This window comes from Maribacter sp. MS6 (assembly GCF_056839185.1).
The window spans coordinates 2,480,266-2,506,010 of sequence record NZ_CM166389.1 but is presented as its reverse complement, the minus strand read 5'-3'; the positions used below and the strand labels follow the sequence as shown (position 1 = coordinate 2,506,010).

Genomic DNA, 25,745 nt, shown 5'->3' with positions numbered 1-25,745 from the left:
TTTCAAAGATACTTATCCAGAATGTGCCATATGTTAAAGTTTTGTTTTGTTATATTTAGAAGTTGTTAAAACTATGTACATGAACAAAATTGTAATTTGGTCTATCACTGTAGCACTTGCAGGTTTTTTGTTTGGCTTTGATACCGTTGTCATCAGCGGGGCTAACGAGCCTATAAAACAATTGTGGGATACATCGCCTTTGTTTCATGGTACGTTTATAATGAGTATGGCACTCTGGGGAACTGTATTTGGATCACTCTTTGGAGGAATTCCTACAAAAAAGATAGGCCGTAAAAAAACCTTGTTTTGGATAGGGATTCTATTCTTTATTTCGGCAATAGGTTCTGCGCTAGCACAAGACCCATATTCCTTTTCATTTTTCCGCTTTATAGGTGGTGTGGGTGTTGGAATATCTTCTGTAGCTGCCCCCATTTATATCTCTGAGATAACATCTAAGGAAAACCGTGGTAAAATGGGTGGACTCTATCAATTTTGGTTGGTATTCGGAATTCTAATTGCCTTCGTATCCAACTGGTTGTTAAAAGGTTTTGATGGTGCAAATGACTGGCGATGGATGCTCGGGGTAGAGGCAATACCTGCCTTTATTTACACGATTATGGTACTTAAAGTACCAAACAGTCCAAGATGGTTAGTGCTGCACAAGAAAGACGATGATACAGCGCTAAAGGTGTTGGAACTCATACACAGTAAGGAAAAAGCAACCGAGCAATTACAGGAGATAAAGCTGGATTATAATCATTCTGAAATAAGTGAAAATCTTTTTCAAAAGAAATATTCTAAAATTCTATGGTTAGGTTTCTTAATTGCATTTTTTAATCAGCTATCCGGCATTAACTTTGTACTCTACTATGCACCCGAAATTCTGGAGCAGGCCGGACTAGGCGGCAAGGAATCTCTTTTTAACTCCATTGCTATTGGCATCATAAACTTATTGTTTACCATTATTGGTGTTCGATTATTGGACAAGTTAGGAAGACGACAACTGATCATCATTGGCTCCGTTGGATATATTATCAGTTTGGTGATGGTAGGCTTATGTTTTCAAATGGAACTCGGTTCTACGCTAACCCTAATTTTCATCTGTTCCTTCGTAGCCTCCCATGCTATTGGTCAAGGTGCCGTTATCTGGGTCTTTATCTCAGAAATATATCCCAATAGCGTTCGTGCGTACGGTCAATCATGGGGTGTGAGCGTACATTGGGTTTTCGCAGCGGTAATTACATTAATCACGCCATTTTTCTTGGATGCCACAGAAGGAGTTCTAAGAAATGCAGTTTGGTATATCTATTATTTCTTTGGCGGTATGATGGTGCTACAACTCATTTGGGCAATAACAAAAATGCCTGAAACAAAAGGTATATCCTTGGAGGAATTAAGTAAAAAACTGACTGAAAGTTAAAATCAACTACCTACTACAGTATATAAAACTCCCATTATATTTGGTGATTTTGGCTATCTTTAATTACGTTTAGCTATTCCTTTTAGCCGATTTTATAAACGCTAAAGATAATGAGTACAATAGAAGCCAAGTTAAAAGAACGTGTTAAAGAACTTACTTGTTTATATGAGGTAACTTCCATTATCGTAAATTCTGATTATGATGAATTAGAGACTTCTCTTGAAGCAATCGTGTATTGTTTAAAAAAAGCATGGCAATTTGAAAATGATACCGAGGTATATCTAAAAGTGTGCGACTATGAAACTAAAACAAAGAACTACCAGCATAACATGGCCTTTATGCAGCAAGACATTAAAATCTTTAACCGAGTAGACGGGCAAATCCAAATAGGTTATCCACTGGACCGTTACTCGAAATCAGATTTTTTACCAGAAGAACATACGTTATTGCACAATGTAAGCTTGGCCGTGGGCAATCTAATGGAACGTAAACAGATACGCGATAGCGAAGTTGCCGCAAAAATGCAAATGGAACGTGCAGATCGTTTGCATATTCTAGGTGAAATTACAGCCGGTATAGCACATGAATTAAATACACCTTTGGCTAACATTTTAGGTTTTGCCGAATTATTGAAAGAAAAGGTAAAACTCAAAGAAAATAGTAGAGATCTTGAAAAAATCATGGAAAATGCGGTCTTTAGTCGTGAAATTGTAAAAAAATTAATGTTTTTTGCCTGTGAAATGCCACATAAAAAAGATGAAATAGAACTTAATGCCCTAGTTGAAAATTCCTTGAAACTGCTCTCTCCATCCTTTAAGGATAAAAACATAGTACTTAAAAAACAATTCAGTAATGCCAATATTCTTCTACGTGCAGATTCAGTTCAATTGACACAAGTTCTCTTTAATCTGATTATGAACGCAATTTATTATTCTCCAATAGGCGGAGAAATAGAGCTTGTGCTCACAGAGAAAAACGAAACGGTCCAAATCTATATTGCTGACCAAGGAAAAGGAATAGCATCAAAATATAACGATAAGGTTTTTGAACCATTTTTCACTACCAAGCCCTTAGGCGAAGGGTCGGGACTGGGTCTCAGTGTCGTTCATGGAATTATCGATAGCCACAAGGGCACTATTTTACACAAACCCAATACACCAAATGGCACTATTTTTACGATTGATTTCCCTAAATTGTAAACATGGCCTTTCGCAAAGAAAACATACTACTTGTTGATGATGATATCAACATATTAGAACTGCTACAGCGGCACTTACATTCTATGAATTACCATACCTACAAGGCTGTATCTGTAAAAGAGGCACTTTTCATTTTAAAGGACACCTTTATAGATTTATTAATTACAGACATCCAAATGCCGGAGGTAGACGGCTTACAATTACTGAAGTATACCAACGAGCACTACCCAGATATGCCCAAACTTATGGTTACGGGCTATCCCTCGGTAAGTGGCACCTTAGCCGTGATGAAATCCGGTGCAACAGACTACTTAACAAAGCCGTTTACTAAAGCGGAGCTAAGGGAAGCTGTTTCAAAAGCATTTGAAAAAAGCAAGGAATCCAGAGCCAACTTAAGAGAAAAACCGACTACCGTTTTATACGGAGATATGGTTGGCGCCTCGGAGGGTTTTTGCCAGGTTGCCACAATAATAGATAGAGTAAAGGATAATAAGGCAACCGTACTTATAAAAGGAGAAAGTGGTACCGGAAAAGAACTAGTAGCAAGAGCTATTCATTATTCGGGCAAATACTCCCGTGCACCTTTCGTTGCGGTAAACTGTGGAGCCATCCCTGAGAATCTACAAGAAGCCGAACTTTTTGGCTATCAAAAAGGTGCCTTTACGGGAGCAAACGAAAACAGAAACGGTTTCTTTCAAGCGGCGCAAGGGGGTACGCTGTTCTTAGACGAAATTGGGACGGCATCCCTTGCAGTACAAACAAAATTATTACGTGCCTTACAAGAAAAAGAAATTTCCAGAGTTGGCTCAAGAAAAGTAGAAAAAGTAGACATACGCATTATTGCAGCCACAAATGCCGATCTTGTTGAAGGAATTAAAAACAAGACGTTTAGGGAAGACCTCTATTATAGGCTAACCGTTGTAGAAATAATGGTACCTCCCCTTAGGGAACGTAAATTGGATATTCCATTATTAGTAGAAAAATTTCTTCGTAAATATGGTGTAGAATATAAGGACCGTCTTTTGAGAATTTCCCCAGAAGCGATTAGTATTTTAAAGCGCTACAACTGGCCCGGAAATATTAGAGAGCTAGAAAATGTTATACAACGGGCAGTAATTATGGCAGATGGACCAATTGAAATAAAAGACCTTCCTGACTTTTTAAAATTTGAAATAAATTTCCCCGACTCTAAACTACTTCCACTTAGGGAGATGGAAAAAGAATATATAAAACGGGTTTTACTACACACGAAAGGAAACAAAACCAAAGCCGCAGAACTACTTCAAATAGATCGCAAAACCTTGCGCGACAAACTCAATTGAATCCAGCCCATAGGTTTCTTCACGACATTACTTGTTACTGTAAACAGATGGGTAAAATTTCCCCGGTTGAGGAGTTTCTCCCCACTTTGGATATTACTTTATATTATATTTTTTAACCTATCAATCTGATTTTCAAATAACTAAAATAATTTGATGTAGCTAGCTATTTAATAGGAACAAATTTTGCTTTACTAGGAGAAAACATATGAAACTTAGAAACCGGTTATAAGATTATAGATGAAATATGGAAAGCTCGTACTAGAAAAAAGTGATTTCGCGTTGATAAAGCAATATGAACGCACAAACCTTACCTACGAGGACTACGCCCATAAGAACACCTTGGATACCTTAAAAAATTTAATGTCCAACGCTATAATCTTAGAGGCAGAACGAATGCCATCGGACGTTATACAACTGTATTCTAAGATTACGGTCACATGCAACTCACAATGGCAGGAAGAATTTACCTTGGTGGCTCCATCCGAAGAAAACATCAAAAAGAACAAAACATCGGTGATGAGCACCTTGGGAGCTTCTCTCATCGGAATCTCAGAAGGAGATAGTATAAAGTATGGTCTGCCCGGAAGCACTATATTTTTAAAAATAGAAACTGTGGTAACTACTAAAATAAAAGCTAATCTATCGCCTTCAAAAGCAGAAGCGAGCACTAGTGTTTCCCAAGATTCAAGAATTTTAACTTTAAAAACATAACTATGATGAAATTAATTATGACCCTGTTCCTAGCATTAAGCCTGCTAACCGCTAAAAACAATTCAAAACCTAATCAGCAAAACCCACAGGTAGGCGATATTTATGAAATTGGAAAACCTGAAACAAGGACCTACAGACACATTAATTTCCCCAACCCAAACTTCATTATTAAGAAAGGTGGCGTTGCCAATTACAAACGTGCAGTAGGGAAAAAAGTAATCGTAACCTCGGTTAAGAAAAAAAAGGATGGAACTAATCAAGTAACGATAAAACGAGAAGACGGTGGTCGTTTTTTTGGAAGCCATACCTTCATATCCGCAAATTTTGAGGAAGCACTGGAGGCAGGAGAATTACAGTTCTAGTAAAAATTTTGGTTGGTTGATATAATCTACTCGGTCTATAAATTATTTTGTTTTGCTCAAAACAAAGACAATGACCGGGTGGATTTTGTTATATAATATTAACATGCTAACATAATATAATCATGAATTCTAAAAAATAGAAAATGTTCACAAAACTTACAGTGTTACAACGAATTTCAGTAGGCCTAATCTTAGCTATTGCCTTTCTTTTGGTGTTGTTTTCCAACCGATTGGATAATAGACACTTTGAAACCATTCAAAACACGGTAAACTCGGTATACAAGGATAGGGTTGTGGTACAGAATTTAATATACGAACTAAGTACTATTTTACACAAAAAAGCATTACGGTTCAGTTTGGATCAAACAAATTACGAAGCGTTCACCATTGAAAATAACGAAGTAGCTACTATTCTTACCGCATTCAGGAAAACAGAATTAACTTCAAAAGAGTACAATCTACTTCTTGAATTAAGTGAAGATTTTGACCATTTTTTAACTCTAGAAAAAAAAATGATTAGCCCCCAAGTAACTGCGCATCAAAAAACAGAGGTGCTAACAGCTCTTAATTCAATGAGGCAACAGCTAGATGGTCTGGCCAAAATACAGCTAGAAGAAAGTGAACAACTGACAGAACTTTCAAATAAATCCTTGGGTATGAACGTATTAATGTCAAGATTGGAATTAGGCTTAATGATTGTTATCGGTATCGCCATGATGGCACTCATCTTTTATCCCATCAAAAAGAAGGACACCAACACAAAAGACTAATTTAAAGATTCAAAAAAAATAGTGCTATGACAGAACATACAAAAGAATCTGTATAACATCTACAATTTATATGGATTGCTCCCTCATTAATAAATAAAGATGCCATACGTTCTTTTAATGAATATTGGGATTGGTTGGAAGACACATATATTCAACATGGTATTTTTTCTTACATCATAATAACATGAAAAAAGGGCAGAACCATTAGGCTTGTACACCAGTTACTTTGAAAAGGATATACTATTAAGAAGTAAACCTGAAAATGAGAACTCAATTTCAAAATGTATTCTAAAAAGTAGCAATTACAAGCCTAATTCTTTGTCTTATAAATAGTGCTGATTTAAGAAATCTAAGTCTTTGAGTTGTAAGTAATGAAAACAGCAAAAATTCTAAAAATGAAATACAAAAATCTAATTGTAGAAAAAAAAGAATACGTAATTCTAAAACGCGTACTCAACATATCTGGCTACCAGCAAGACCTAACGCTACGTAAAGCTGTGGGCAAATTATCAAGGGAATTGGAATCGGCAAAAATATGTGACGAGATAGACATGTCGTCAAATGTAGTGCGCTTTAATTCCGAAGTTACTATTGTTTCAGAAAACGGGTGGCAAAAAAAATTTCAATTGGTATTACCAAAATCAAGCGATGTAAAGAACAACAAAATATCCTTATTAAGCCCAATGGGAGCTGCCGTAATGGGTTACGCCGAGGGTGATTCCCTAATCTGGGAGTTTCCATCTGGGGAACAAACGCTTACTATAAAAAAAGTAGAGCAGGAAAATATTCAACCCAACGTAAACGTGATGTTATGAACGCTATATAACCATTTTATAGTCATGAAACGGATGATAAGATTATGATAAAAAAGAACCTTTTAGAAATTATAAACTGGACCGATGATTTAGAATACATAAATGAAGACCTAGAGTATCTTTTAGATATAGAAGGTTGCATACGTAACAATACCGAGTTATATCAACATTTATATGGGTTAAAAAAGGAAAATCAATTGCGATTAGGAGAGTTATACTAATACGAAGGCACTGTTAGAAGTACACGCGAATGCGACACCTCGGAGTGTGACGCCTTTTGTCTTTCTAACCATAAAAAAACGCGAACAAATTTCCTTACCCACTTGAATAAATATAGAAGCATTAAAGCAAAAGTGTTTTCTAAAATAGTGCAGATTCCAAGGTAATATCACTCAGTTGGTTTGCATAGGTGTAGATTATCTTTCTTAACAGATACCTTTAAATATTAAGAATATATATATATCCAATAGATACCCTTTCCATACTGTTTAATAAGGTGATGATGCATTAATCCCATTTCTTTATTCTCAGATAAATTCCGTTAAAAAAGTGAACACATCAAGTACAATATCTAGAACATAATACGAGAGCGACCTGAATATGACAAAACAATCCTGTAGAAGTTTTTACAAACAGTATTCCTAAGTTACTTTTGTAATATCCACATGATAATCGACCTAAAATAATAAGTGTCGTAAAACTTACGTATGAAAGACGGAGCAGACAGAATACTATATAATTATTTATTAAAAACCGGCATGAGCGAAAGCGTGGCCGAGTACCTGAACATGGGTATATTTTTACTTGCCATTCTCATTTTTGCCTATATTCTGGATATTATTGCTTGGAAAATACTGCGTTCCTTATCCATTAAGTTAGCAAGAAAATCAAAGACCAATTTTGATAATTTTTTGGTCAACCATAAAGTGCCGCGTTATGTAGCCCACCTCTTACCTTTAATTTTGCTATTTGACTTGGTTCCCTTGGCATTGACCGATTTTAAGTACGCAGCAACTATTGCAGAAAAAGCACTTCAGGTCCTATTTGTGGTACTCGCTATTACCATAGTAAAAAAGGTACTTCGAAGTACGAACGATTATCTAAAAACCAAGTCAAGGTTCCGGGATAAGCCAATGGACAGTTACATTCAAGTGTTCATGATATTCATCTGGATTATTGGTATACTCACCATATTTGCCATAATAACGGAAGTGAGTATCTTTAAATTCTTTACCGCCTTAGGAGCCGGTTCCGCTATAATCCTATTGCTATTTAAAGATTCTATCCTAGGGTTTGTAGCTAGTATGCAGGTAAGTATCAATGACATGGTACGCATTGGTGATTGGATTACATTTGAGAAATATGGTGCAGATGGAGATGTAGTAGAGATTACCCTGGCTACGGTGAAAGTTCAGAACTTTGACAAGACCATTACCACCATTCCAACCTATGCCCTGATTTCCGATTCTTTCAAAAATTGGCGTGGGATGCAGGATTCTGGAGGAAGACGAATCAAAAGAGCCTTGATCATTAGTCAAAAAAGTATTAGCTTTCTTTCCGATGATGATATCAACAATCTGCAAAAAATTGAATTGGTAACTCCCTATCTTAAGAATAGAAATCAACAAATTAAGGAGTATAATACCCTAAATAACGCCAACAAGGAATTAGCTATAAACGGAAGAAATCTCACCAATTTAGGTGTATTTAGAAAATATATTACCGAGTATCTAGAGAATCACTCAGCTGTAAACAAAGGAATGACACTGATGGTGAGGCAACTCGCCCCTACCCCACAGGGCATTCCTTTGGAAATATATGCCTTTAGCGCTGATAAACGTTGGGAAAACTATGAATATGTGATGGCCGATATTTTTGACCATCTCTTTGCAGCGCTACCCTTTTTTAAATTAAAGGTTTTTGAGTTGCCAACGACCTTAGAAACTTAAAATCAGAACATCTAACGGTTGAAAATTTGAAAAAGTCCTATCTTGGAACTGTAAATAATGTACCATGGAAAGAAGAAAGTTCATTGGCCAAACCGCTTTAGCTGCTTTATGTAGTGCCTTGGGTACAGAAATCGTATTTGGCAATCATCTGCCAGACCGCTACATTCCGGTAGGTTTACAAGATCCAGATCCGTTTGCTTTGTTCAATAAAGATAGTAGCATGGTACTCCTGAACGATCGGCCATGGAATATGGAGGCGCAGGCACATCTTTTGGATGACAAGATAACGCCCAACAAGTATATTTTTATTAGGAACAATGGCTTGGTTCCCGAAAACATAGATGCGGATAAGTGGACTTTGACTATAGACGGTGAATCGGTTGGCAAGACAAAGACTTATAGTTTGGCAGAGCTAAAATCAAAATTTCAGCAACATACCTATCAACTTACGCTAGAATGCGGCGGTAACGGTCGCTCAGAATATAACCCTCCGGCAAAAGGAAACCAATGGACTATAGGTGCTGTTTATTGTGCAGAATGGACCGGCATTAGGTTGCGCGATGTTTTGGAAGATGTAGGCATAAAAAACGATGCAGTATATATAGGTTACCATGCCATTGACCAACATCTTAGTAGAGATCTAAAAAAAGAACCTATTTCTCGCGGTGCTCCAATGACTAAAGCATTGCAGGATGAAACCCTGCTCGCCTTTCAGATGAACGGAGAGGATATTCCTTTAGTGCATGGGTATCCACTGCGATTGGTTGCAGGAGGTTGGCCTGCTTCGGTTTCGGGTAAATGGGTACAGCGCATTAGTGTTCGCAACAAAGAACACGACGGCTCTAAAATGCAGGGAGATGCCTATCGGGTCCCATGTAACCCTGTAGCGCCAGGAGAAAAAGTTTCTAATGAAGATATGTGCATTATAGAGTCGATGCCTGTTAAATCGTTAATTACATATCCCAAAACGGGGGCAATGATTAGTGAAGGAACTAAGTTAAATATAAGAGGCCATGCATGGGCTGGGGAACTGGAAGTTTCTAAAATGGAATATTCCATCGATTTCGGAGCTACCTGGAAGGAATGTCCTATAGAGAAGCCTGCAAACCGTTTGGCATGGCAACATTTTACTGCAGAAGTAGATTTTCCTAAAAAAGGGTATTACGAAATATGGTCTCGGGCCACCGATAGCCAAGGAATAGCGCAACCTATGCTCATTCCTGGGTGGAACCCAAAAGGATACCTTAACAACGCATGCCAACGAATAGCTATAAAAGTTACCTAATCGTATGGAGGACAAGAATACTAAATTTAGGAAAGGTGTGCATGGTGTTTATAGGCTGATGCTCATACTGTTCTGTTGTTTAGGAGTAATCGCCATTATGGGTATTTACGTTATGATCAATCCCAAGGCATCGGTGTTTAGCAATCAAGAACCAGATGAAACTATAGTAGCGGTTCCCCAAGAAGATGATTACGATAAAATTGAGAATGGTATACATGTGCGTACAGGGCTAATAGATGCTCCTGGACTCATGGAGACGGTTACTAATTGTACCAACTGCCATTCCTCCAAACTGGTAACGCAGAACCGTATGAGCGCAGAACGTTGGAAAGCTACCATCCGTTGGATGCAAGAGACCCAAAACTTATGGGATTTAGGTAAAAACGAAGATGTAATTATCAATTATTTGGTAGAAAACTATCCTCAAAAAACAAGCGGAAGACGAAAAGCCCTAAGCGAAATTGAGTGGTATGTTTTAGAGCAATAATTTGGTGGTTTTAACACCCACTTAGTAATTGGATAGAAACTTTTTTAGCTGTAGTAAAAGCATTACGATAAACTATTGCTAACATTAAAATGACTTTATTCATCCTCAAATCTAAAAGTGTAGAACGATTATAGAGCAGAATAAAATGAAAAGTAAGGAGTTGTGTTTACGCGGTAATCCAAAGCAACAAAACATAATAATCGCTTATTAATATTTGTAAAGAAGCAATGCCACACGAAGCTCACTGAACTTCAAGATTGAAGTTAAACGCTATAAATCAACGCGTGAAAATTTCTTATTTTGGTTCCGTAAGACCTTAGATTTTTAACACAGTTTCTATGAAAATCCCTTAAGCTTGTTAATATATTTTTATCTCTCTTCATAATATTTTTCCTTTAAACATTTCATAAAGCTACAAATTAGCTCATTATATTTACAATTAATTAACGTTAAATTTACATATAAAGTATCCTGACATCCTTTTTTCTTGAAAAAAATCAAGCTTCGTACCAGTTTTTGGAATACCAAAACATTAAGGAATAGACACCATAAACATCTGGATACATTGTTGTTAAAAGCAAGGAATAGTTTTAGAATTCCATAAAACGACCGTTTTCTTGTACAATGAGATTCATTTTTTTACTTAATTTTAGAAGAACATGTTTATCCGCCGATATTACACATATATTTTTCTTTTCGCCATCTCTTGGTGCGCTGCCCAAAAACCGTTCGCAACCGGTAACGCTATTCCCGCGAACGCCATTGATGCCGAAAAAATCTATTTACAGTTGACAGGCAATGCGTTCAACACATCGGAGATAATATGGTTCAAAGCGGTCGTTACAAATGCTTTTGATAACTCCCTCTCCAAAATTAGCGGTGTTCTACACGTAGAATTGATTGACCCCATCGACGAACAAATTGTAGACCATAAAGTACTGAAGTTAAAAAACGGTGTAGCCGAAAGCTTTTTTCAGCTGCATGCCAATTATCAGGAAGGCAAATATTTGATACGGGCGTATACCGAATGGAACAAAAACTTCGGTGCCGATTTCATCTTTTCAACCTATGTGGATGTCTTCCATTTCCAAAGACCGGAAGATAAAATCGACCCTATTCGGAATATTACAGTTAACAAAGAATTAAATGGTGAAACAATTTCCGTAGCTGCACTACTGTTTCCGAACGAAGTTGACAGTCTGTATAAAGGCAACGCTATGCTTTATTTAAATTGGGAAGATGGAACCGATTCTATTGATATCAAACAAAAAAGAGGTAGATCCGTTCCTGTGGAGTATAAGATACCAAATGATGTAAAGATTATTGGTTATCGTTTAAAAACCGGAAATAAAAGCTATTCCAAATCCATTGTTTTGGATACAAACGAGGGTTCCTTAAACTTTTTCCCCGAAGGAGGGGCGTTGGTAAACGATATAAAAAGTACCATAGGTTTTAAGTATCTAAACTATAAAGGGAAGGGAGCAGAAGTAAAGGGGATTATAGTAGATCAAGATGATAACGAGTTGACCACTTTTGAAAGTAATCCCCTAGGCATGGGCAAAGTAGTCTTGCTGCCAGAAATAGGTAAAAGCTATTTTGGGATAATTAAGTCTAACGATGGCACTTCGTATAAATATCCTATTCCAAAGGCCAAACCCGTGGGTTCAGTTATGCGTGTAATTTCTATAAATCAATTGAAACTTATTGTTTTAAATGCGAAACCGGCTATAACCGATAGCATTTTCATAAAATTGTACCACCGAGGCAAGGATATTTACATTCTAAAGGCATTGATGAAAAATGGAACATTTAATTATCCTTTCGCTAGCAGCAGCTTGCCAGGCGGACTTATAGGCGCAACTTTATATGATTCAGAGCATAGGCCGATAGCCGAACGCCATTTTTACAATCATAAACCAGAAGATCATTTGGATATCAAAATTGAAGTCAGCCAAAGCGAATATGAAACCCGTGATAGTGTAATCGTTCGCATTCGTTCGACTAAAGGAAGCGCACCCAAACCGGCCTCTATCTCTCTAATGGCAGTAAATAAAAATTATTTTGAACTAACCAATCCTGTTCAAAATAACATAACTTCCTATTTTATGTTGGAATCGGATATCAGGGGCAAAATCGAGGATTCCGCTTATTATTTTGAAAATGAACAGAATCTTAATGATTTGGACTATCTGATGCTTACCCAAGGCTGGACAAACTATAAATACGACAAGCCCTATACACCCAAACTAAACCAACCTGAAAAGGGACTGAGACTTTCGGGCTATGTAGGGGGCGTCCAGAATTTAAAAAAGAAAAAGCGTTTTGAAGATGAAAAGTTTGATTTGACCTTGATGACCTACGGGGAAAATAGCAATGTATACCAACAAGAAATTGATAGAACGGGGTATTTTAATTTTAGTTTGCCGGATAGCCATGAGGAAGGTGAGAAATTCCTAATTCAACCGGCATCTTCTGCTCGTGAAAATACTTCCTTTAAAGTAAACATAAACGAAAGAAAAATCCCCGAGATCGAATATAAAATTGAGGCGATTATAGCTCCCGTTGATAGCGTAATAGAAAAAACGATGACCGATAGAATTGTAAGAGAAATCGCCAGAGACCCCTATTTACTGCCTAATACCATAGCTTTGAACGAAGTAGTAGTAAGTGACTATATTTTGACTCCGGAAAGGGAAGAAATGAAAAAATTGCACGGTATGCCAGAATTTGTCGTTAATGCCAAGGAACTTCTGGCCAAGGAAAAAAATTGGACCGGTAGGCTTCATTCATGGCTATTGTACAATTTCCCTCTAGAGCTTAATGTTAGAAGGGTACTAGAAGTTAATGTTATAATAGAAGAAGATCCTTCGGGTTTTTTGTATGCCGACGTTTTTGGCGCAGATTTTACATATGTGGTAATTGACGGTAAACCCGTAAATCAAGAAAACTACAGCATAATTCCAAACATTCCTATACACGCCGTCAAAAGTGTTGAGTTGATTAGAAATTCGGGTACTGCCAACAACAGCTATTATTGTGAGGTATTTCCTTTTACCTGTCATACTATTCCACCTCCAAAATCTCCCGCAATATTGGCAATTTACACCTATGCGGGCAAAGGGCTTTTTGGGGCTTTTCCAAGCAAAACAAATTTGTTGCAAGCTTTCACTCCTGCGTTTTCTCCAAAAAGGGAGTTCTATAGCCCAATCTATGATAGTCCGGACGATAACGGAAATATCCCAGATTTAAGAACATTGATACATTGGCAACCCAATATTAAAACCGACGCCCAAGGAAATGCAACCGTGAAATTTTTCAATGGCGACATTGCGGGAAAAGTGATCATTATTTGTGAAGGCATCTCCACTAGCGGAGTTGGAATAGGACGGGGCGAAATATCTTACGATATTCTAGAATAGGGTTTAGCGTTGATTTTTCTATTGGGTTAGAATACATCATTTAATGGCCATAAGGCTTAAATTAGTTGTAAAATCATACCTGATTGCTCAGATTGTTGCTTTTTTACAGTATCGGCACATAAACCATAAATGGAGATAAAAAAAGCCTAAATATTCCCTACTTTAGATAATGGCAGTGCATAGGTTTATAGCCATACAAAAAATTACTACCAGCAACGGCACACTGGCCGACTTCCTTAAACTGCCGGACTTGGGCACTTGTATTCCTAATTCATAATTCTCGTAAGTTGAAAATAGCGCGCGTAGCTATCGGGAATTTGCGCAATATCCAATAGGCTTCCTTCAGGTATATAAGGATATATTTCGTCATAGTTCTTCACTTCAAACATACCCATTCGCTTACTTATGTGTTCGCGCCTTAGTTCCTCGGGGCCGTTTAAACCGGCCGCGGCAATAAGCTCCAAACAACTTTTTACGGTTGCGTTATGAAAGTTTTTGACCCTAGGGGCCTTATCGGAAACCACAAGACCTTTCATCAGCGACTTGTTCTGGGTCGCTACACCCACAGGGCATGCATTGGTATTACACTGCAAGGCCTGTATGCAGCCAACGGCCAACATCATGGCACGCGCACTATTACAACCGTCCGCACCAAGTGCCATTGCTCTAGCCATATCAAAACCTGTAATAATCTTACCGGCCGCAATAACCTTAATTTCCTTTCTAAGGTTAAAGCCTACCAAGGTGTCATGCACAAAGATTAATCCTTCGCGCATTGGCATTCCCATGGTATTGGAAAATTCAACAGGGGCGGCACCAGTACCTCCCTCGCCACCATCTACGGTAATGAAATCCGGTGTAATGCCTGTGAATACCATAGCCTCGCAAAAGTCCATGAATTCTTGCTTTCTACCAATACATAGCTTAAATCCGACAGGCTTTCCGCCTGACAATTTCCGTAATTTTTCAATAAAATACATAAACTGAATTGGGTCGCTAAACGCACTATGGGATGGCGGTGAATGTACCGCAACTCCCGGTTGCACGTGTCTAATCTTTGCTATTTCAGGCGTATTCTTAATAGCCGGCAAAATGCCACCGTGTCCCGGTTTTGCACCTTGGGAAAGTTTAATTTCTATCATCTTTACTTCGGGCCTTATCGCATTTTCACGAAAAGTCACCTCATTAAAAGTCCCGTCATCCTTTCTACAGCCAAAATAACCGGTTCCTATTTGCCAAATCAAATCTCCTCCTGGTTGTAAATGATAATCGCTAATGGCGCCTTCTCCTGTATTATGAGCAAAATTTCCCATCTTGGCACCTTGGTTCATGGCTAAAACCGCGTTCTTGCTCAAGGAACCATAACTCATTGCGGAAATATTTAAAAGACTGGAAGTGTAAGGTTGTTTGCAATCTTTCCCTCCAATTAACTATTCTAGGAAATTCTCCTAGATTCTGAGGATTGCTCTTAGCGTACATAGAATGTTCCATCCACTCATAACCAGATTGGTACAGGTCCATTTGTGTACCAAAAGGTTCGGTATCCGTTTCTCCCTTCGCCCTGCGATATACGGTAGATCTTAAAATACGGTTCAAGGGTTTGCCTTCCGTATCGGTCTCCACAAAATACTGCATGATTTCCGGGCGTATAGATTCCAGTACATACCTCATCCTACCTAATACCGGAAAATTACGCCGAATCGTATGCTCGGTCTGCAGCATATCAAAAATACCCATGATGATTAACGGAAATACGACTACAAAAGCCCATAAAATCGATAATTGAAAAAACGAAATGCCAATTATTAATGTAATAAGGAATAAAGAAATTAGAATAAAATATTCACGTACTTTCATAAGGGTAGGTATTTTCTACCCTTCAAAGATAAGCATCAAAGCAAAGCGTAAAGATTAGCCGTAGCGAATAATCAGCCATTTAGAACTACCGTCTAACAAAACCCGAACCGTTTTATCGCAAAGAAAGCTTATTGAAATAGTTCGCTTCGCTAAAAAGTCGTTTCATCTTCAATTTTAGACGTTTCAGTTAAAAAGCTTCGGTTTTAGGTGGTTATCCATTGTACTTTTGTTTAACAAATCAAAGAAAATTAATAACAAAAATATAATAGTATGAAAAAAGCATCAACAATTCTAAGTTTATTACTCTTGGGTGCTACAATGGTTTCTTTTAAAGCAAGCCCTCAGTGCCAGACAGAATGCAATAATATTGATATAAAAGATATCGATCTAATAGAAGTTGAAGAAGAAATTGAATTAGGTTTCGACACCGCTCAGTACTTACCAAAAGGTTTTGACCCGTATGCAGGTATGTTTACTGCTCATGAGGATTTAGGATTAATTGAGGTTGAGGAGGAAATAGAACTAGGTTTTAATGCAAAGGACTATTTACCAGAAGGTTTTAATCCATACAAGGGTATGATATTCGCAATAGAAGATATTGTTGTCATAGAAGAAGAGGAAGAGTTTATTTTGGATTTCAATACTAAGAAATATCTTCCAAGAAGCTTTGATGCCTTAGCCAAGTAATTTCAATTTAGTTAGCATCTTGTATTGGATAGCTGACCGTTTTGAACCCATAGTATCTTCGGGCGGAGTGGAGAATGTTTTATTCTCGGCCCCGCCCGAATTGATTTTAAACACAAGGCAGAACCTTAATTTTTAGTACGCTATTTCCCTTAAAATTGATGTATTTTTGAAATATGCACAAGCATTGTCCCATATGGCCGTAAGACACGTTAAACAATCCTCTATAATTAAAATTGCTATTTTATTGGCTATTTTGGTTTCCGTACCCAAAACCATATTCATTTATGATATGGTGAGTAAAGACGAAGCGTTTTTGGGGGCGTGGATCGCAGATCTGGTCTACCGCCTTGTTTTTTTCTTTTTGTTCTCTTGGACCATTTTACAGATCAATGCCAATGTGGGATACTCCAAATACAAATGGTCTACCTCTGTTCGTTTAAGCGTCATGGTACTCATCAACATAGCAGTATTAATAGGGACGCTAAGCTTTTTTGAATTCTTATACCCCCACGTGATTCAGATAGAAATGAATCCAAGGGATAAGGGTTTCTTAGCCTTTACTTATACGATTTTACTCTTGGCCCTAGTCTTTATTGGTAGGATACTACGCTTACAGGTAGAAAAACAGGAAACGAGAATAGAGAACGAACACCTGAAACAACAAAGTCTACAGAACGAGCTAATCGCGCTTAAAAACCAAGTAGACCCTCATTTTCTGTTCAACTCTCTTAACTCCTTAACCTCCCTTATTAGGGACAACGAACCAGCCACCCAATTTGTAAAAAAACTATCCTATATGTACCGCTATATTTTACAGAGTGGCGATAGTGATCTGGTTAGTGTTAAGGACGAACTTAAATTTTTGGAAAGCTACACCTATTTAATGCAAACCAGGTACCGAGATCGTTTTACCATAGACATCAATATAGAACCTCACTATTTGGAGCAGGAAATTCCCCCTTTAGCGCTACAGCTATTGGTGGAAAACTCGGTAAAGCATAATGAAATTTCGGAAACCAATCCCTTAAAAGTTAGTGTTTACTCTAAAGACGGATCACTTTTTGTTGACAACCCGATAAGGCTAAGGAAAACCTTTACGGAGGGTACCAAGAACGGGCTATTAAACCTAAAAAAACGATATATCTTATTGTTGCGTAAAGAACTTACAGTACGCACGGAAAATGATATCTTTAGCGTACAACTTCCTTTAATTAAACCTCTATGAACGTAGTAATCGTAGAAGACGAGCTAGCGGCAAGCGATAATCTTACCTATTTATTAGAGCATATCGACAGTACTATCAAAGTAGTTAAGGTATTGGATTCGGTAAAGGCTTCGGTAGCCTATTTTTCTAAAAATCAGACCGCAGAACTTGTATTTATGGACATTCATTTGGCTGATGGTCTTTCCTTTGAGATTTTTGAACAGATTTCAATTACTATTCCAGTTATCTTTACCACAGCTTACAACCAGTATACCCTCAAGGCGTTTAAAGTAAACAGTATAGATTATCTTTTAAAACCCTTGGACCAAGATGAGCTCTCCGATGCCCTTCAGCAATTTAAAGAACAAAAGCCGGAAGCAAACATTGCGAACGACCAAATAAAGGGTTTGCTGGATTTGGTAAAAGAAAAAGAGCGCAGTTACAAGACCACCTACCTTATTAGCCACAGAGACCAGCTCATTCCATTAAAAACGGCAGATATTGCTTATTTTATAATCGATAACGGACTTGTAAAGGCCACTACTTTTGATCGCAAAACCTACACCGTTGATGAGAAATTAGAAGAGCTGGAAGAAGAGTTGGACCCCAATAATTTTTACCGAATTAATCGCCAATGTATTTTAAGGCGCGATGCCCTATCCAAAATAAAACAATATTTTAACGGAAAGCTTATTGTAGAGGTTACGCCAGTTGCTTCCGAGCAGATTATCGTAAGTAAGGCAAAAGCTCCCGATTTTAAGACTTGGGTGGCGAACTAGGAAAAGCATGTAAGTAATAAATTTTGATGCCCATAAAGAAATTAAAAACACGTACTCTTCCCTTTACAACCTTGAGATTAACTACACCAAGCCAATTAGTTTTCAGACTTCTCCCAACCATCTGGGCGTTTCCATCTTTTTGGGGCAGCAGGCTCTGGTTTTAGTCTAAATTCTTCCTTTTCTAACAAGCGCATGGCCTCTTGAACTCCTTTTTCCAATTGAGGGTCCTTGCCTTCCAATATCAATTTTGGTTCTTGGATTACCTCGATGTCCGGTGAAATACCTTCACCTTCCACGGCCCAATTTCCGTCCACATCAAAAAACCCACCTCGTGGCGCTACCATCTTTCCTCCATCAATAAAAAATGGCGTATCCCAAGTACCTACCAGGCCTCCCCAAGTTCGTGTGCCTACCAACGGACCGATTTGTTTAGCATGGAACATATAGGGTAACAAGTCCCCACCAGATCCAGCGTTCTCGTTTATCAACATCACTTTTGGTCCCCATATACCGGCAATGGGTGTAGTCCATGGACGTTTACTTTCAGAGCGACTATTGAAATAGCCAAAAAGTTCGCGCGACATAATATCGATCATATAATCTGCGGCAGAGCCACCACCGTTGTTTCGTTCATCTACAATGACTCCTTTTTTATCCTGTTGCGAAAAATAATAACGATTAAATGAAGTGAAGCCGCCTCCCGCGGTGTTGGGCACATACACATAGGCCAGCTTACCATTGGAAAGTTCATCTACCTTTCTTCGGTTACCTTCCATCCAATCATAGGTGCGCAGGCCGCGTTCACTATCTACGGGTTTAACTAAAATATCACTACCGCCCAATGTACTGGGTTTAGAATTAACGGTTATGGTTATCTCCCTGCCGGCAGTTTGCTCCAATAAATCATATGGATTCTGCCCTTCGGCCAATTCCTTCCCGTTAATTTTTATTATATAGTTTCCTGGGCTCACTTCATTACCTGGTTGGGCGAGCGGTGCGTACAAATCAGGGTTCCAATTTTCGCCACTATAAATCTTTTCTATTTTATAAAATCCATTTTCCAATGATAGATCCGCGCCCAACAGCCCTACCGGTACCTCCGTAAGGTCAGGGAAGTCGCCACCATATACAAAAGAATGCCCAACGGAAACCTCTCCGCTTAAAATATCAACTAGATAGTTGAGGTCAGTACGATGGCGTACATGTGCTACCCAAGGGGCGTACCACTCATAAACCGTGTCCCATGGTGCGCCGTGAACATTATCTACATACAAAAAGTCGCGCATAAAACGCCACCCTTCTTTGAAAATTTGCTTGTACTCCTGAGTAGGATCAATTTTTATTTTAATATCGATATTCAGTTTGTCCTTTAGGCCATCGGGTTTTGCATCGGTTCCGGACAGCAGCCAAGCCCCATTTTGGTTTAAAAGTATGTTTTTTCTGTCCGCTGAAACTACCATTTCAGATACTCCAGTAGCATAAACTTCAGCTTCCATTTTTTCTATATCGTACTTATGTAGTGTAAGCGCTGTTGCGTTGGGAATACTTTCCGCTATAAAAATAGTATTCTCCGGCCCTTTGGCTAGGGCCATATAATTACGGTCTTCCAAATCTAAGGCCACTATCCTGTTGAAAATACCATCGGCATCCAATGTAACGGTTACAGCTTTGGTGTCTTCCTCGGTTTCTTTTTCCTTCTTTTTGCCCTTCTTTTTATCCTTATCGTCCGGTAATTCTTTTTTTAATTCCTCTTTATCGCTTTTAGGAAGCGTGGGGGCTTTATCTGTTTTGGATAAAACAATCGCGTATAAGTTTCTTGTGAGGTTTGTATCGTAGGAACTCATGTCCAACCAACCAGATTGTAGCCCATAATTGGTACTTGCAAGAAAATAGAGGTATTTGCCGTTTATGTCCCACACGGGACTTATGGCATCGGCCATACCATCTGTTAATTGCTCGGTTTGTTTTGTGGTTATATTGTAGGCAAAGATAGTCTTGAAATGACTTTTCAGTTGCTTTGGGTAGGCAATCCATTCACTGTCGGGAGACCAAACGGGATTTAATGTACGGTTAGGGTGTGCGTACGTATCAGCGGCTACCTTATCTACATTTCCGTTTTCCAGATTTATGGTCCAAATAGTATAATCGGTGTCCGAATAGGCAATATGATTTCCGTCGGGCGACCAATCTGGCTGAAAATAAAAAGTATGGTTAGGCAGCGTGTAATACTTTTGATTTGCCCCATCCTGATCAGCGACCACTAGCTCATATTCACCGCTCTTATCTGAAAACCAAGCTATTTTATCACCTTTAGGAGACCATACGGGAGTTCTATCGGCAATCCCTGGAGAATTGGTTACGTTTTGCCAAGTACCATTTTCTTTAGGTATCGTAAAAATTTCGCCCCTATGTTCAAAAATGGCTCGTTTCCCCGTGGGTGATATATTCGGATTCGTTAATTGCATCGACTTTACATCTTCCCAACGGGATCTCGCAAAGTTCATATCGCCGTTTACAAGAATGTTCAGCTGCTTTACCGAACTTGTTTCAGGATTTAGTAAATGAAGATAACCTCCTTGCTCATAGATGATCTTTTCGCTGTCGGAATCAAGACTTTTAACATCGAATTTCTTATGAAAGGTTATTTGTTCCTCCATTTTCGTTACGATATCAAAAGACCAAATATTGCTAGTATAATCTCTTTCAGAAATATAATATACTTTAGTATTCAACCAAACGGGGTCTAAATGTCTTTCTTTAGTGGGTTGAGGAACAGTGGTTAATTCCTTGGTTTCGGTATTCAAGATCCAAATCGGAACAGCCTGCCCGCCCCTATAATTTCGCCATTCGGCATCCCACGCACGTAAGGGTACATAAGCGATGTACTTGCCGTCGGGAGATATTTCGCCAAATGCCGCATTGGATAGTTCTATGGCTGTTGGAAAACTTCCATCTACGGCAACACTATAAAACCTATCGGTAAATGTGGGAACGGCCTCCCTCCCTGAACTGAATAAGACTTCTCCGGTAGGCGTCCATCCCTGCACAATGTCATTACTTGGGTGAAAAGTCAGGCGTTTAGCCTCTCCACCACCTGCAGCTATTACATAAACATCTATATTCCCATCATATTCTGCGGTAAAGGCTATTAATGTTCCATCTGGGGAAAAATGTGGCGAAAATTCCGAACCCTCATTGCTTGTTAGGCGGATGGCATCTCCTCCATTGCTGGAAGTCTTCCAAAGATCATCTGCATAAACAAATACTACCTCGGAACCAAAAACTGTGGGCTCTCGAAGCAACTGTGTGCCTTGGGCAAAGGCTTGGGGATTTACGGATAAAAATAGGATAAGTAGTAGATGTCTCATAAGGAAGGTTTTACGAATGGAATGGTATACGCTTTGACACATGAAAAAGTCTAGCCATTTCACAATGAAAGTATCTAAAAACGCGGATATCAACAACTAAATTATACTAAAGTATTTCTACCGATACTTTACAAATTATTGTTTTGATATATTTTTGAAGTAATCGAAAATAGTTGATATCCCAACTTGAAGTATGAATGACTTCAATTTTAAAAATAAATACAAATGGTTTTTTAAGCTAGTAACTTAATTTATTTAGCATCATTACAAAGCAGATAACCTACCTATGCATCCCGTCCAAAATTTCCATGACCTCCACCTTTTTACGCACGGATACAGGTACGTTTTCACCATTTTTTAGCATTAAATAGCCACCGTCGGTCTTTATGTATTCGCTGATATATTGCAGGTTCACCAAGTGACTTTGATGTATGCGCAGAAATTCATAACCCTTCAACATATCCGAAAAATACTTTAGGGTCTTGGTTACAAAAATTTTGCGTTTGTCCTTTAAGTGAAACATGGTGTTGTTACTGTCAGATTCACAACGCACAATATCATTTAAGCCTACAATGATGATTTTGTCCAAGGTATGCAAGGAAATCTTGTCGGGCTTTCTTTCTGGAGCCGCCAGGGTGTCCTTTAAAATATCCAAACGCTCTTTATTGGGTTTTAGCTGCTCTTTTGCCCTTTGTATGGCCAATGCCAAATCTTCTTGGGAATAGGGTTTTAACACGTAATCGATGGCCGCGAATTTAAAGGCGCGTATGGCAAATTCATCGCTGGCAGTTACGAAAATGATCTTCGATGTTAAATCGGGCACGATTTCTAAAATATCAAAGCCTGTACCATCGCCGAGCATAATATCCAAAAAAAGGATATCTGGCTGGTTTTTACGCAATAATTTAGCGGCTTCCACCACGCTTTGGGCGGTGCCCATGATTTCAATATCTTGATGGTTCGCTTGAATATCCCGCTGCAATAACTGCAAGGCGTCGGGCATGTCTTCTACAATAATGGCTGTAAGCATAGGGTTCTAATAATCAGTTTGTAAGGGAATTTTAAGGTGTATTCGGGTTCCTGCAACGCTACTGTCCGCATTCTTCAGTTCTGTAATTTCCAAGGCGTCTTTTCCAGAGATGGACTCCAGCCGTTCCTGTGTTACGGTAAGTGCCATGGATTGATGGTCGGTCTTCGTTTTGGCTTTTTGAGATTCAAAAATACCGAGTCCATTATCCGTAATGGAGCAATGAAGGAAGTCATTTTCCGTATAGAATTTAATGGAAAGTTCGCCCTTCCGTGGCCCTTTTAAAATACCGTGCCTAATAGCGTTTTCCACAAAAGGCTGTATCAACATGGGCGGAATCAAAATCTCCTCTGCATCGGGCGTTGTTTCTACAATAAGCTGATGGGTAAACGGCTTAGGGCTCATCAACTTTTCTACCTCGATATAATGGGTCAAGGTCTTCAGTTCCTGACTTAGGCTAATACTGTCCGTTCTGCTGTTGTTCAGCGTTTCGCGCAACAAAACGGCAAAACTATTAATGGTCGTGTCCATTTTCTGGGGATTGCTGTTTCCCATGGCCTTTATCCCGTTGAGGACATTAAAAATAAAATGTGGATTCATTTGCAGGCGCAGGGCTTTTTGCTCCAAGGTAAGCAAGTGGTTCTGCAACCGCAAACGCTCCTGTTCGCGTCTGTTTTTTGCTTTTATCCTTCGGATATAGAACAAGGCCAAAAGTCCTAACAGCACAACCGCAAAAGCGAGCATCGCCCATTGAAACCCTGGTTTTTTATGTAAGGGACTATCGATGAAAAAAGCGAATTGTATCGGCTCACTTTCCTGCCAGCGGTAGTTTCTGGACTGTACCGTAAACTGGTGCGTGCCATAGGCAAGACCTACCAAGTTTTGCCTGTTCTCCTTAGACCAAGGGCTCCATTCCGTTTCATTGAGTTTGTTACGGTATTGCACCTCGTTGGGGTGGCTGATATCTACCGTTCTGTAGGTAAATGCCAATTGGGTTTGGTCAGGGTTCAGTTCTAAAACCTTATCCTTCATAGTCCAGGTATCGGTAAGTACGGAATCCAAAACCTTATAATCTACGGCAACGGACGTAAACCTGATTTGCGGCTTTTGCGTTTGTACGGTATTCTCGCTTGGCGTGTATTGCGTTAATCCATAAATACCACCAAACCATAGGTTTCCAGCCTTATCCTTATCCACCGCATTTAGGCAGGTTTCTATTGTCAAAAATCCGTCGTTTCTACCAAAATGATACACATCTACAATCTCATTGGCCTCGTTAAGTTCTATTTTATCCACGCCGCGCTCGGACCCTGCCCATAAATAGCCTTGGTCGTCAAAAATGAGTTGGTATATATTTTCGGAAGACCCTTTTTTACTTCCTTTTAATTTCTGAAAAGTAGGTGTTTCACTTATTTCCGAATACCAAATACCACGCCCCGCAGTTCCTAAAAACAGCTGATTTTTATGAAAAAGAAGGGTTCCAATAGAAGTTTGACCAAGGAGCACCGAAGGGAAGTCCGCAACCGTATCCTTTTCTATAAAACCTATAGCGCCATTTCTAGTGGCATACCAAATACGCTCTTGAGTATCGGTTGCCATATCCTGTATTAACAAATCGGAAATACCATCTGCTTTACCAAAAGTCTTTCTTAGAACCAGACTATCATTCTCGGGGTAATAGTTAAATTTTACAATTCCGCTAGCATAGGTCGCCGCCCAGATATGATCTTTCCCTACTATGATTTTCCGAATCCAATTGTCTGGAAAACCGGTATCCATAGTCAGAACGTGATTTTTGATTCGTGTGATGGACAGCGTATCAAATTCAACTTGAAGTTGATCATCAATGCTTACCATTACACTATCTACCATTTTAGATTCTCGGAACATAAGTCCCATGCCATCCGAACCTACCCAGATATTTCCCTTAGCATCACTCGCGAGGGTTTTTATTTTTACATCGGTAAAATCCACAGGTATTTTTATAGGATGGATACCAAGTGAATCTATTCGCGTAAGCCCCTTTTCCGAACTGGAAATCCAAATATTATTATTAGCGTTATGTACCGCGTAGATGCGGTCTCCCTTTAAGCCCGAATCTTTGTCATAGTGGTTAAAATTATTCTGAAAATACTTGTAAAACCCTCCGCCCGATGTTGCGATCCAGATATTGGAATCTTTATCCTTTATGACTTTCCTCACGTGGGGCACGCTTAGGCCGTTTCTTGTATCAATACTTTTTATCTCATCATAACTTTCGGTGTTTATGACCGTAATACCCCTGTTATCAGTAACTACCCACAGTTGATCTTGATTTTGGATGGACATGGAATTGATCCGTTGTGGTTCTCGTATGAGTATGGTTTTATCTTGGTTTTTTATGTCGATTGCCCGAATACCGTCATTAAAGGTTGCGGCAAAAACAACATTGGCATGATGTAGTATTGATGTGAAATTATTGGTTTCCAATTTTGATATTTCACTTGCATCTCCGCTTAGTTCCGTAAGTTTCCAAAGTCCGTTATTGGTCGCCAACCAGTAAAAAGCCCCATCAAAATATATCTCGTTTATGCCACTGTTATCTATTTCTGGGTTGATGCTGATTTTTTCTAATCCCGCCGCTTTAGAAAACCGATACACGCCTTTCTCTGTAGCCACATAAAGCACCTTGGCTTTGGAATAGAACTGCTGTATCTGTGGCCCTTTAATATTAAGAATACGCTCTTTTATCTTGATGGAAAGGCCGCGTTTACTTCCAATAAAAAGCGTATCGTTTTGGGAATATAAAGCATGGATGTAGTTGGATGCGAGTCCGTCTGCCTCGTTCCATACCGTAAAATTGGCGCCGTCAAAGCTTGCGAGTCCGCCACCTTGTGTGCCCAACCAAAGATATCCTATTTCATCTTGTATGATGTCATATACTTGGGACTGCGGTAGGCCGTCTTCAATAGTGTATGGTCTAAGTTGACTGTTTTGCGCATCAATGTGATTCGTTAAAAAACAAAGTAGAAAAAGAAATAGACATGTTCGTTTAATGTTCAATTAGCACGCTTAGTATTGTACGATAATCAAATATCGAGCCTG

The 25,745-nt window shown here is 38.9% G+C and carries 20 protein-coding genes; 15 read left to right on the top strand and 5 right to left on the bottom strand.

From position 1 onward, the window contains the following. Positions 1-79: 79 nt before the first annotated feature. From MS6x_RS11005 to MS6x_RS10950, 12 genes are all read left to right on the top strand, one after another. Complete coding sequence (locus tag MS6x_RS11005) at positions 80-1,420, top strand: sugar porter family MFS transporter (RefSeq protein ID WP_482601950.1); 1,341 nt, start codon at positions 80-82, stop codon at positions 1,418-1,420. A gap of 110 nt (positions 1,421-1,530) precedes the next feature. Continuing rightward, complete coding sequence (locus MS6x_RS11000) at positions 1,531-2,619, top strand: sensor histidine kinase (RefSeq protein WP_482601948.1); 1,089 nt, start codon at positions 1,531-1,533, stop codon at positions 2,617-2,619. Positions 2,620-2,621: 2 nt separating this feature from the next. Beyond that, positions 2,622-3,941, top strand: coding sequence for a sigma-54-dependent transcriptional regulator (locus tag MS6x_RS10995; RefSeq protein WP_482601946.1), 1,320 nt, complete (start codon positions 2,622-2,624; stop codon positions 3,939-3,941). Between the two features lie 237 nt (positions 3,942-4,178). After that, a complete protein-coding gene (locus tag MS6x_RS10990; protein ID WP_482601944.1) occupies positions 4,179-4,652 on the top strand; it encodes a GreA/GreB family elongation factor in 474 nt (157 codons plus the stop codon). Positions 4,653-4,654: 2 nt separating this feature from the next. Further along, complete coding sequence (locus MS6x_RS10985; protein WP_482601942.1) at positions 4,655-5,014, top strand: hypothetical protein; 360 nt, start codon at positions 4,655-4,657, stop codon at positions 5,012-5,014. A 143-nt stretch (positions 5,015-5,157) separates the two neighbouring features. Further along, positions 5,158-5,784: an MCP four helix bundle domain-containing protein gene (locus tag MS6x_RS10980; RefSeq protein ID WP_482601940.1), complete on the top strand. Its 627-nt coding sequence runs from the start codon at positions 5,158-5,160 to the stop codon at positions 5,782-5,784. Between the two features lie 395 nt (positions 5,785-6,179). Beyond that, entirely contained in the window at positions 6,180-6,599 is a 420-nt protein-coding gene (locus tag MS6x_RS10975; protein WP_482601938.1) for a GreA/GreB family elongation factor, read from the top strand. A 44-nt stretch (positions 6,600-6,643) separates the two neighbouring features. Further along, the gene (locus tag MS6x_RS10970; protein WP_482601936.1) at positions 6,644-6,820 is read left to right on the top strand and encodes a hypothetical protein; all 177 of its coding nucleotides are present in this window, start codon (positions 6,644-6,646) and stop codon (positions 6,818-6,820) included. A 486-nt stretch (positions 6,821-7,306) separates the two neighbouring features. After that, entirely contained in the window at positions 7,307-8,548 is a 1,242-nt protein-coding gene (locus MS6x_RS10965) for a mechanosensitive ion channel family protein (RefSeq protein ID WP_482601934.1), read from the top strand. Positions 8,549-8,612: 64 nt separating this feature from the next. Beyond that, the gene (locus tag MS6x_RS10960) at positions 8,613-9,833 is read left to right on the top strand and encodes a sulfite oxidase (RefSeq protein WP_482601932.1); all 1,221 of its coding nucleotides are present in this window, start codon (positions 8,613-8,615) and stop codon (positions 9,831-9,833) included. 4 nt (positions 9,834-9,837) lie between these two features. Continuing rightward, positions 9,838-10,320, top strand: a complete 483-nt coding sequence (locus MS6x_RS10955) for a monoheme cytochrome C (protein WP_482601930.1) — start codon at positions 9,838-9,840, stop codon at positions 10,318-10,320. Between the two features lie 659 nt (positions 10,321-10,979). Continuing rightward, positions 10,980-13,739: a hypothetical protein gene (locus MS6x_RS10950; RefSeq protein ID WP_482601928.1), complete on the top strand. Its 2,760-nt coding sequence runs from the start codon at positions 10,980-10,982 to the stop codon at positions 13,737-13,739. A 266-nt stretch (positions 13,740-14,005) separates the two neighbouring features. On the opposite strand, the gene MS6x_RS10945 is transcribed toward MS6x_RS10950, so the two are convergent. Together MS6x_RS10945 and MS6x_RS10940 are read right to left on the bottom strand one after the other, a co-directional pair. Beyond that, complete coding sequence (locus tag MS6x_RS10945; RefSeq protein ID WP_482601926.1) at positions 14,006-15,109, bottom strand: FMN-binding glutamate synthase family protein; 1,104 nt, start codon at positions 15,107-15,109, stop codon at positions 14,006-14,008. Next, positions 15,033-15,596 carry a hypothetical protein gene (locus MS6x_RS10940; RefSeq protein ID WP_482601924.1) on the bottom strand — a complete coding sequence of 188 codons (564 nt, stop codon included), beginning with the start codon at positions 15,594-15,596 and terminating at the stop codon, positions 15,033-15,035. Before MS6x_RS10940 ends, MS6x_RS10945 begins: the two co-directional genes overlap by 77 nt. Before the next feature lie 270 nt (positions 15,597-15,866). On the opposite strand from MS6x_RS10940, the gene MS6x_RS10935 reads away from it, so the two are divergent. From MS6x_RS10935 to MS6x_RS10925, 3 genes are all read left to right on the top strand, one after another. After that, positions 15,867-16,283, top strand: a complete 417-nt coding sequence (locus MS6x_RS10935) for a hypothetical protein (protein ID WP_482601922.1) — start codon at positions 15,867-15,869, stop codon at positions 16,281-16,283. 166 nt (positions 16,284-16,449) lie between these two features. Beyond that, positions 16,450-17,508 (top strand): sensor histidine kinase, encoded by a 1,059-nt coding sequence (locus MS6x_RS10930; RefSeq protein ID WP_482601920.1) that lies wholly within the window; start codon positions 16,450-16,452, stop codon positions 17,506-17,508. Then, positions 17,505-18,266: a LytR/AlgR family response regulator transcription factor gene (locus MS6x_RS10925; protein ID WP_482601918.1), complete on the top strand. Its 762-nt coding sequence runs from the start codon at positions 17,505-17,507 to the stop codon at positions 18,264-18,266. Before MS6x_RS10930 ends, MS6x_RS10925 begins: the two co-directional genes overlap by 4 nt. Before the next feature lie 95 nt (positions 18,267-18,361). Here MS6x_RS10925 and MS6x_RS10920 read toward each other — a convergent pair whose 3' ends face one another. The 3 genes from MS6x_RS10920 to MS6x_RS10910 form a co-directional block, all read right to left on the bottom strand. After that, positions 18,362-21,634 carry a S41 family peptidase gene (locus MS6x_RS10920; RefSeq protein ID WP_482601916.1) on the bottom strand — a complete coding sequence of 1,091 codons (3,273 nt, stop codon included), beginning with the start codon at positions 21,632-21,634 and terminating at the stop codon, positions 18,362-18,364. Between the two features lie 280 nt (positions 21,635-21,914). Continuing rightward, positions 21,915-22,664: a LytR/AlgR family response regulator transcription factor gene (locus tag MS6x_RS10915; RefSeq protein WP_482601914.1), complete on the bottom strand. Its 750-nt coding sequence runs from the start codon at positions 22,662-22,664 to the stop codon at positions 21,915-21,917. Positions 22,665-22,670: 6 nt separating this feature from the next. Continuing rightward, positions 22,671-25,703, bottom strand: coding sequence for a sensor histidine kinase (locus MS6x_RS10910; RefSeq protein WP_482601912.1), 3,033 nt, complete (start codon positions 25,701-25,703; stop codon positions 22,671-22,673). Positions 25,704-25,745 lie beyond the last annotated feature (42 nt).

What these genes read in the sequence shown, in the direction of transcription:
- MS6x_RS10980 (WP_482601940.1), top strand. Translation starts at nt 5,158, where the DNA reads ATGTTCACAAAACTTACAGTGTTACAACGAATTTCAGTAGGCCTAATC.
- MS6x_RS10935 (WP_482601922.1), top strand. Translation starts at nt 15,867, where the DNA reads ATGAAAAAAGCATCAACAATTCTAAGTTTATTACTCTTGGGTGCTACA.
- MS6x_RS10940 (WP_482601924.1), bottom strand. Translation starts at nt 15,596, where the DNA reads ATGAAAGTACGTGAATATTTTATTCTAATTTCTTTATTCCTTATTACA.
- MS6x_RS11000 (WP_482601948.1), top strand. Translation starts at nt 1,531, where the DNA reads ATGAGTACAATAGAAGCCAAGTTAAAAGAACGTGTTAAAGAACTTACT.
- MS6x_RS10990 (WP_482601944.1), top strand. Translation starts at nt 4,179, where the DNA reads ATGAAATATGGAAAGCTCGTACTAGAAAAAAGTGATTTCGCGTTGATA.
- MS6x_RS10965 (WP_482601934.1), top strand. Translation starts at nt 7,307, where the DNA reads ATGAAAGACGGAGCAGACAGAATACTATATAATTATTTATTAAAAACC.
- MS6x_RS10995 (WP_482601946.1), top strand. Translation starts at nt 2,622, where the DNA reads ATGGCCTTTCGCAAAGAAAACATACTACTTGTTGATGATGATATCAAC.
- MS6x_RS10975 (WP_482601938.1), top strand. Translation starts at nt 6,180, where the DNA reads ATGAAATACAAAAATCTAATTGTAGAAAAAAAAGAATACGTAATTCTA.
- MS6x_RS10955 (WP_482601930.1), top strand. Translation starts at nt 9,838, where the DNA reads ATGGAGGACAAGAATACTAAATTTAGGAAAGGTGTGCATGGTGTTTAT.
- MS6x_RS10960 (WP_482601932.1), top strand. Translation starts at nt 8,613, where the DNA reads ATGGAAAGAAGAAAGTTCATTGGCCAAACCGCTTTAGCTGCTTTATGT.
- MS6x_RS10925 (WP_482601918.1), top strand. Translation starts at nt 17,505, where the DNA reads ATGAACGTAGTAATCGTAGAAGACGAGCTAGCGGCAAGCGATAATCTT.
- MS6x_RS10920 (WP_482601916.1), bottom strand. Translation starts at nt 21,634, where the DNA reads ATGAGACATCTACTACTTATCCTATTTTTATCCGTAAATCCCCAAGCC.
- MS6x_RS11005 (WP_482601950.1), top strand. Translation starts at nt 80, where the DNA reads ATGAACAAAATTGTAATTTGGTCTATCACTGTAGCACTTGCAGGTTTT.
- MS6x_RS10945 (WP_482601926.1), bottom strand. Translation starts at nt 15,109, where the DNA reads ATGAGTTATGGTTCCTTGAGCAAGAACGCGGTTTTAGCCATGAACCAA.
- MS6x_RS10950 (WP_482601928.1), top strand. Translation starts at nt 10,980, where the DNA reads ATGTTTATCCGCCGATATTACACATATATTTTTCTTTTCGCCATCTCT.
- MS6x_RS10985 (WP_482601942.1), top strand. Translation starts at nt 4,655, where the DNA reads ATGATGAAATTAATTATGACCCTGTTCCTAGCATTAAGCCTGCTAACC.
- MS6x_RS10970 (WP_482601936.1), top strand. Translation starts at nt 6,644, where the DNA reads ATGATAAAAAAGAACCTTTTAGAAATTATAAACTGGACCGATGATTTA.
- MS6x_RS10915 (WP_482601914.1), bottom strand. Translation starts at nt 22,664, where the DNA reads ATGCTTACAGCCATTATTGTAGAAGACATGCCCGACGCCTTGCAGTTA.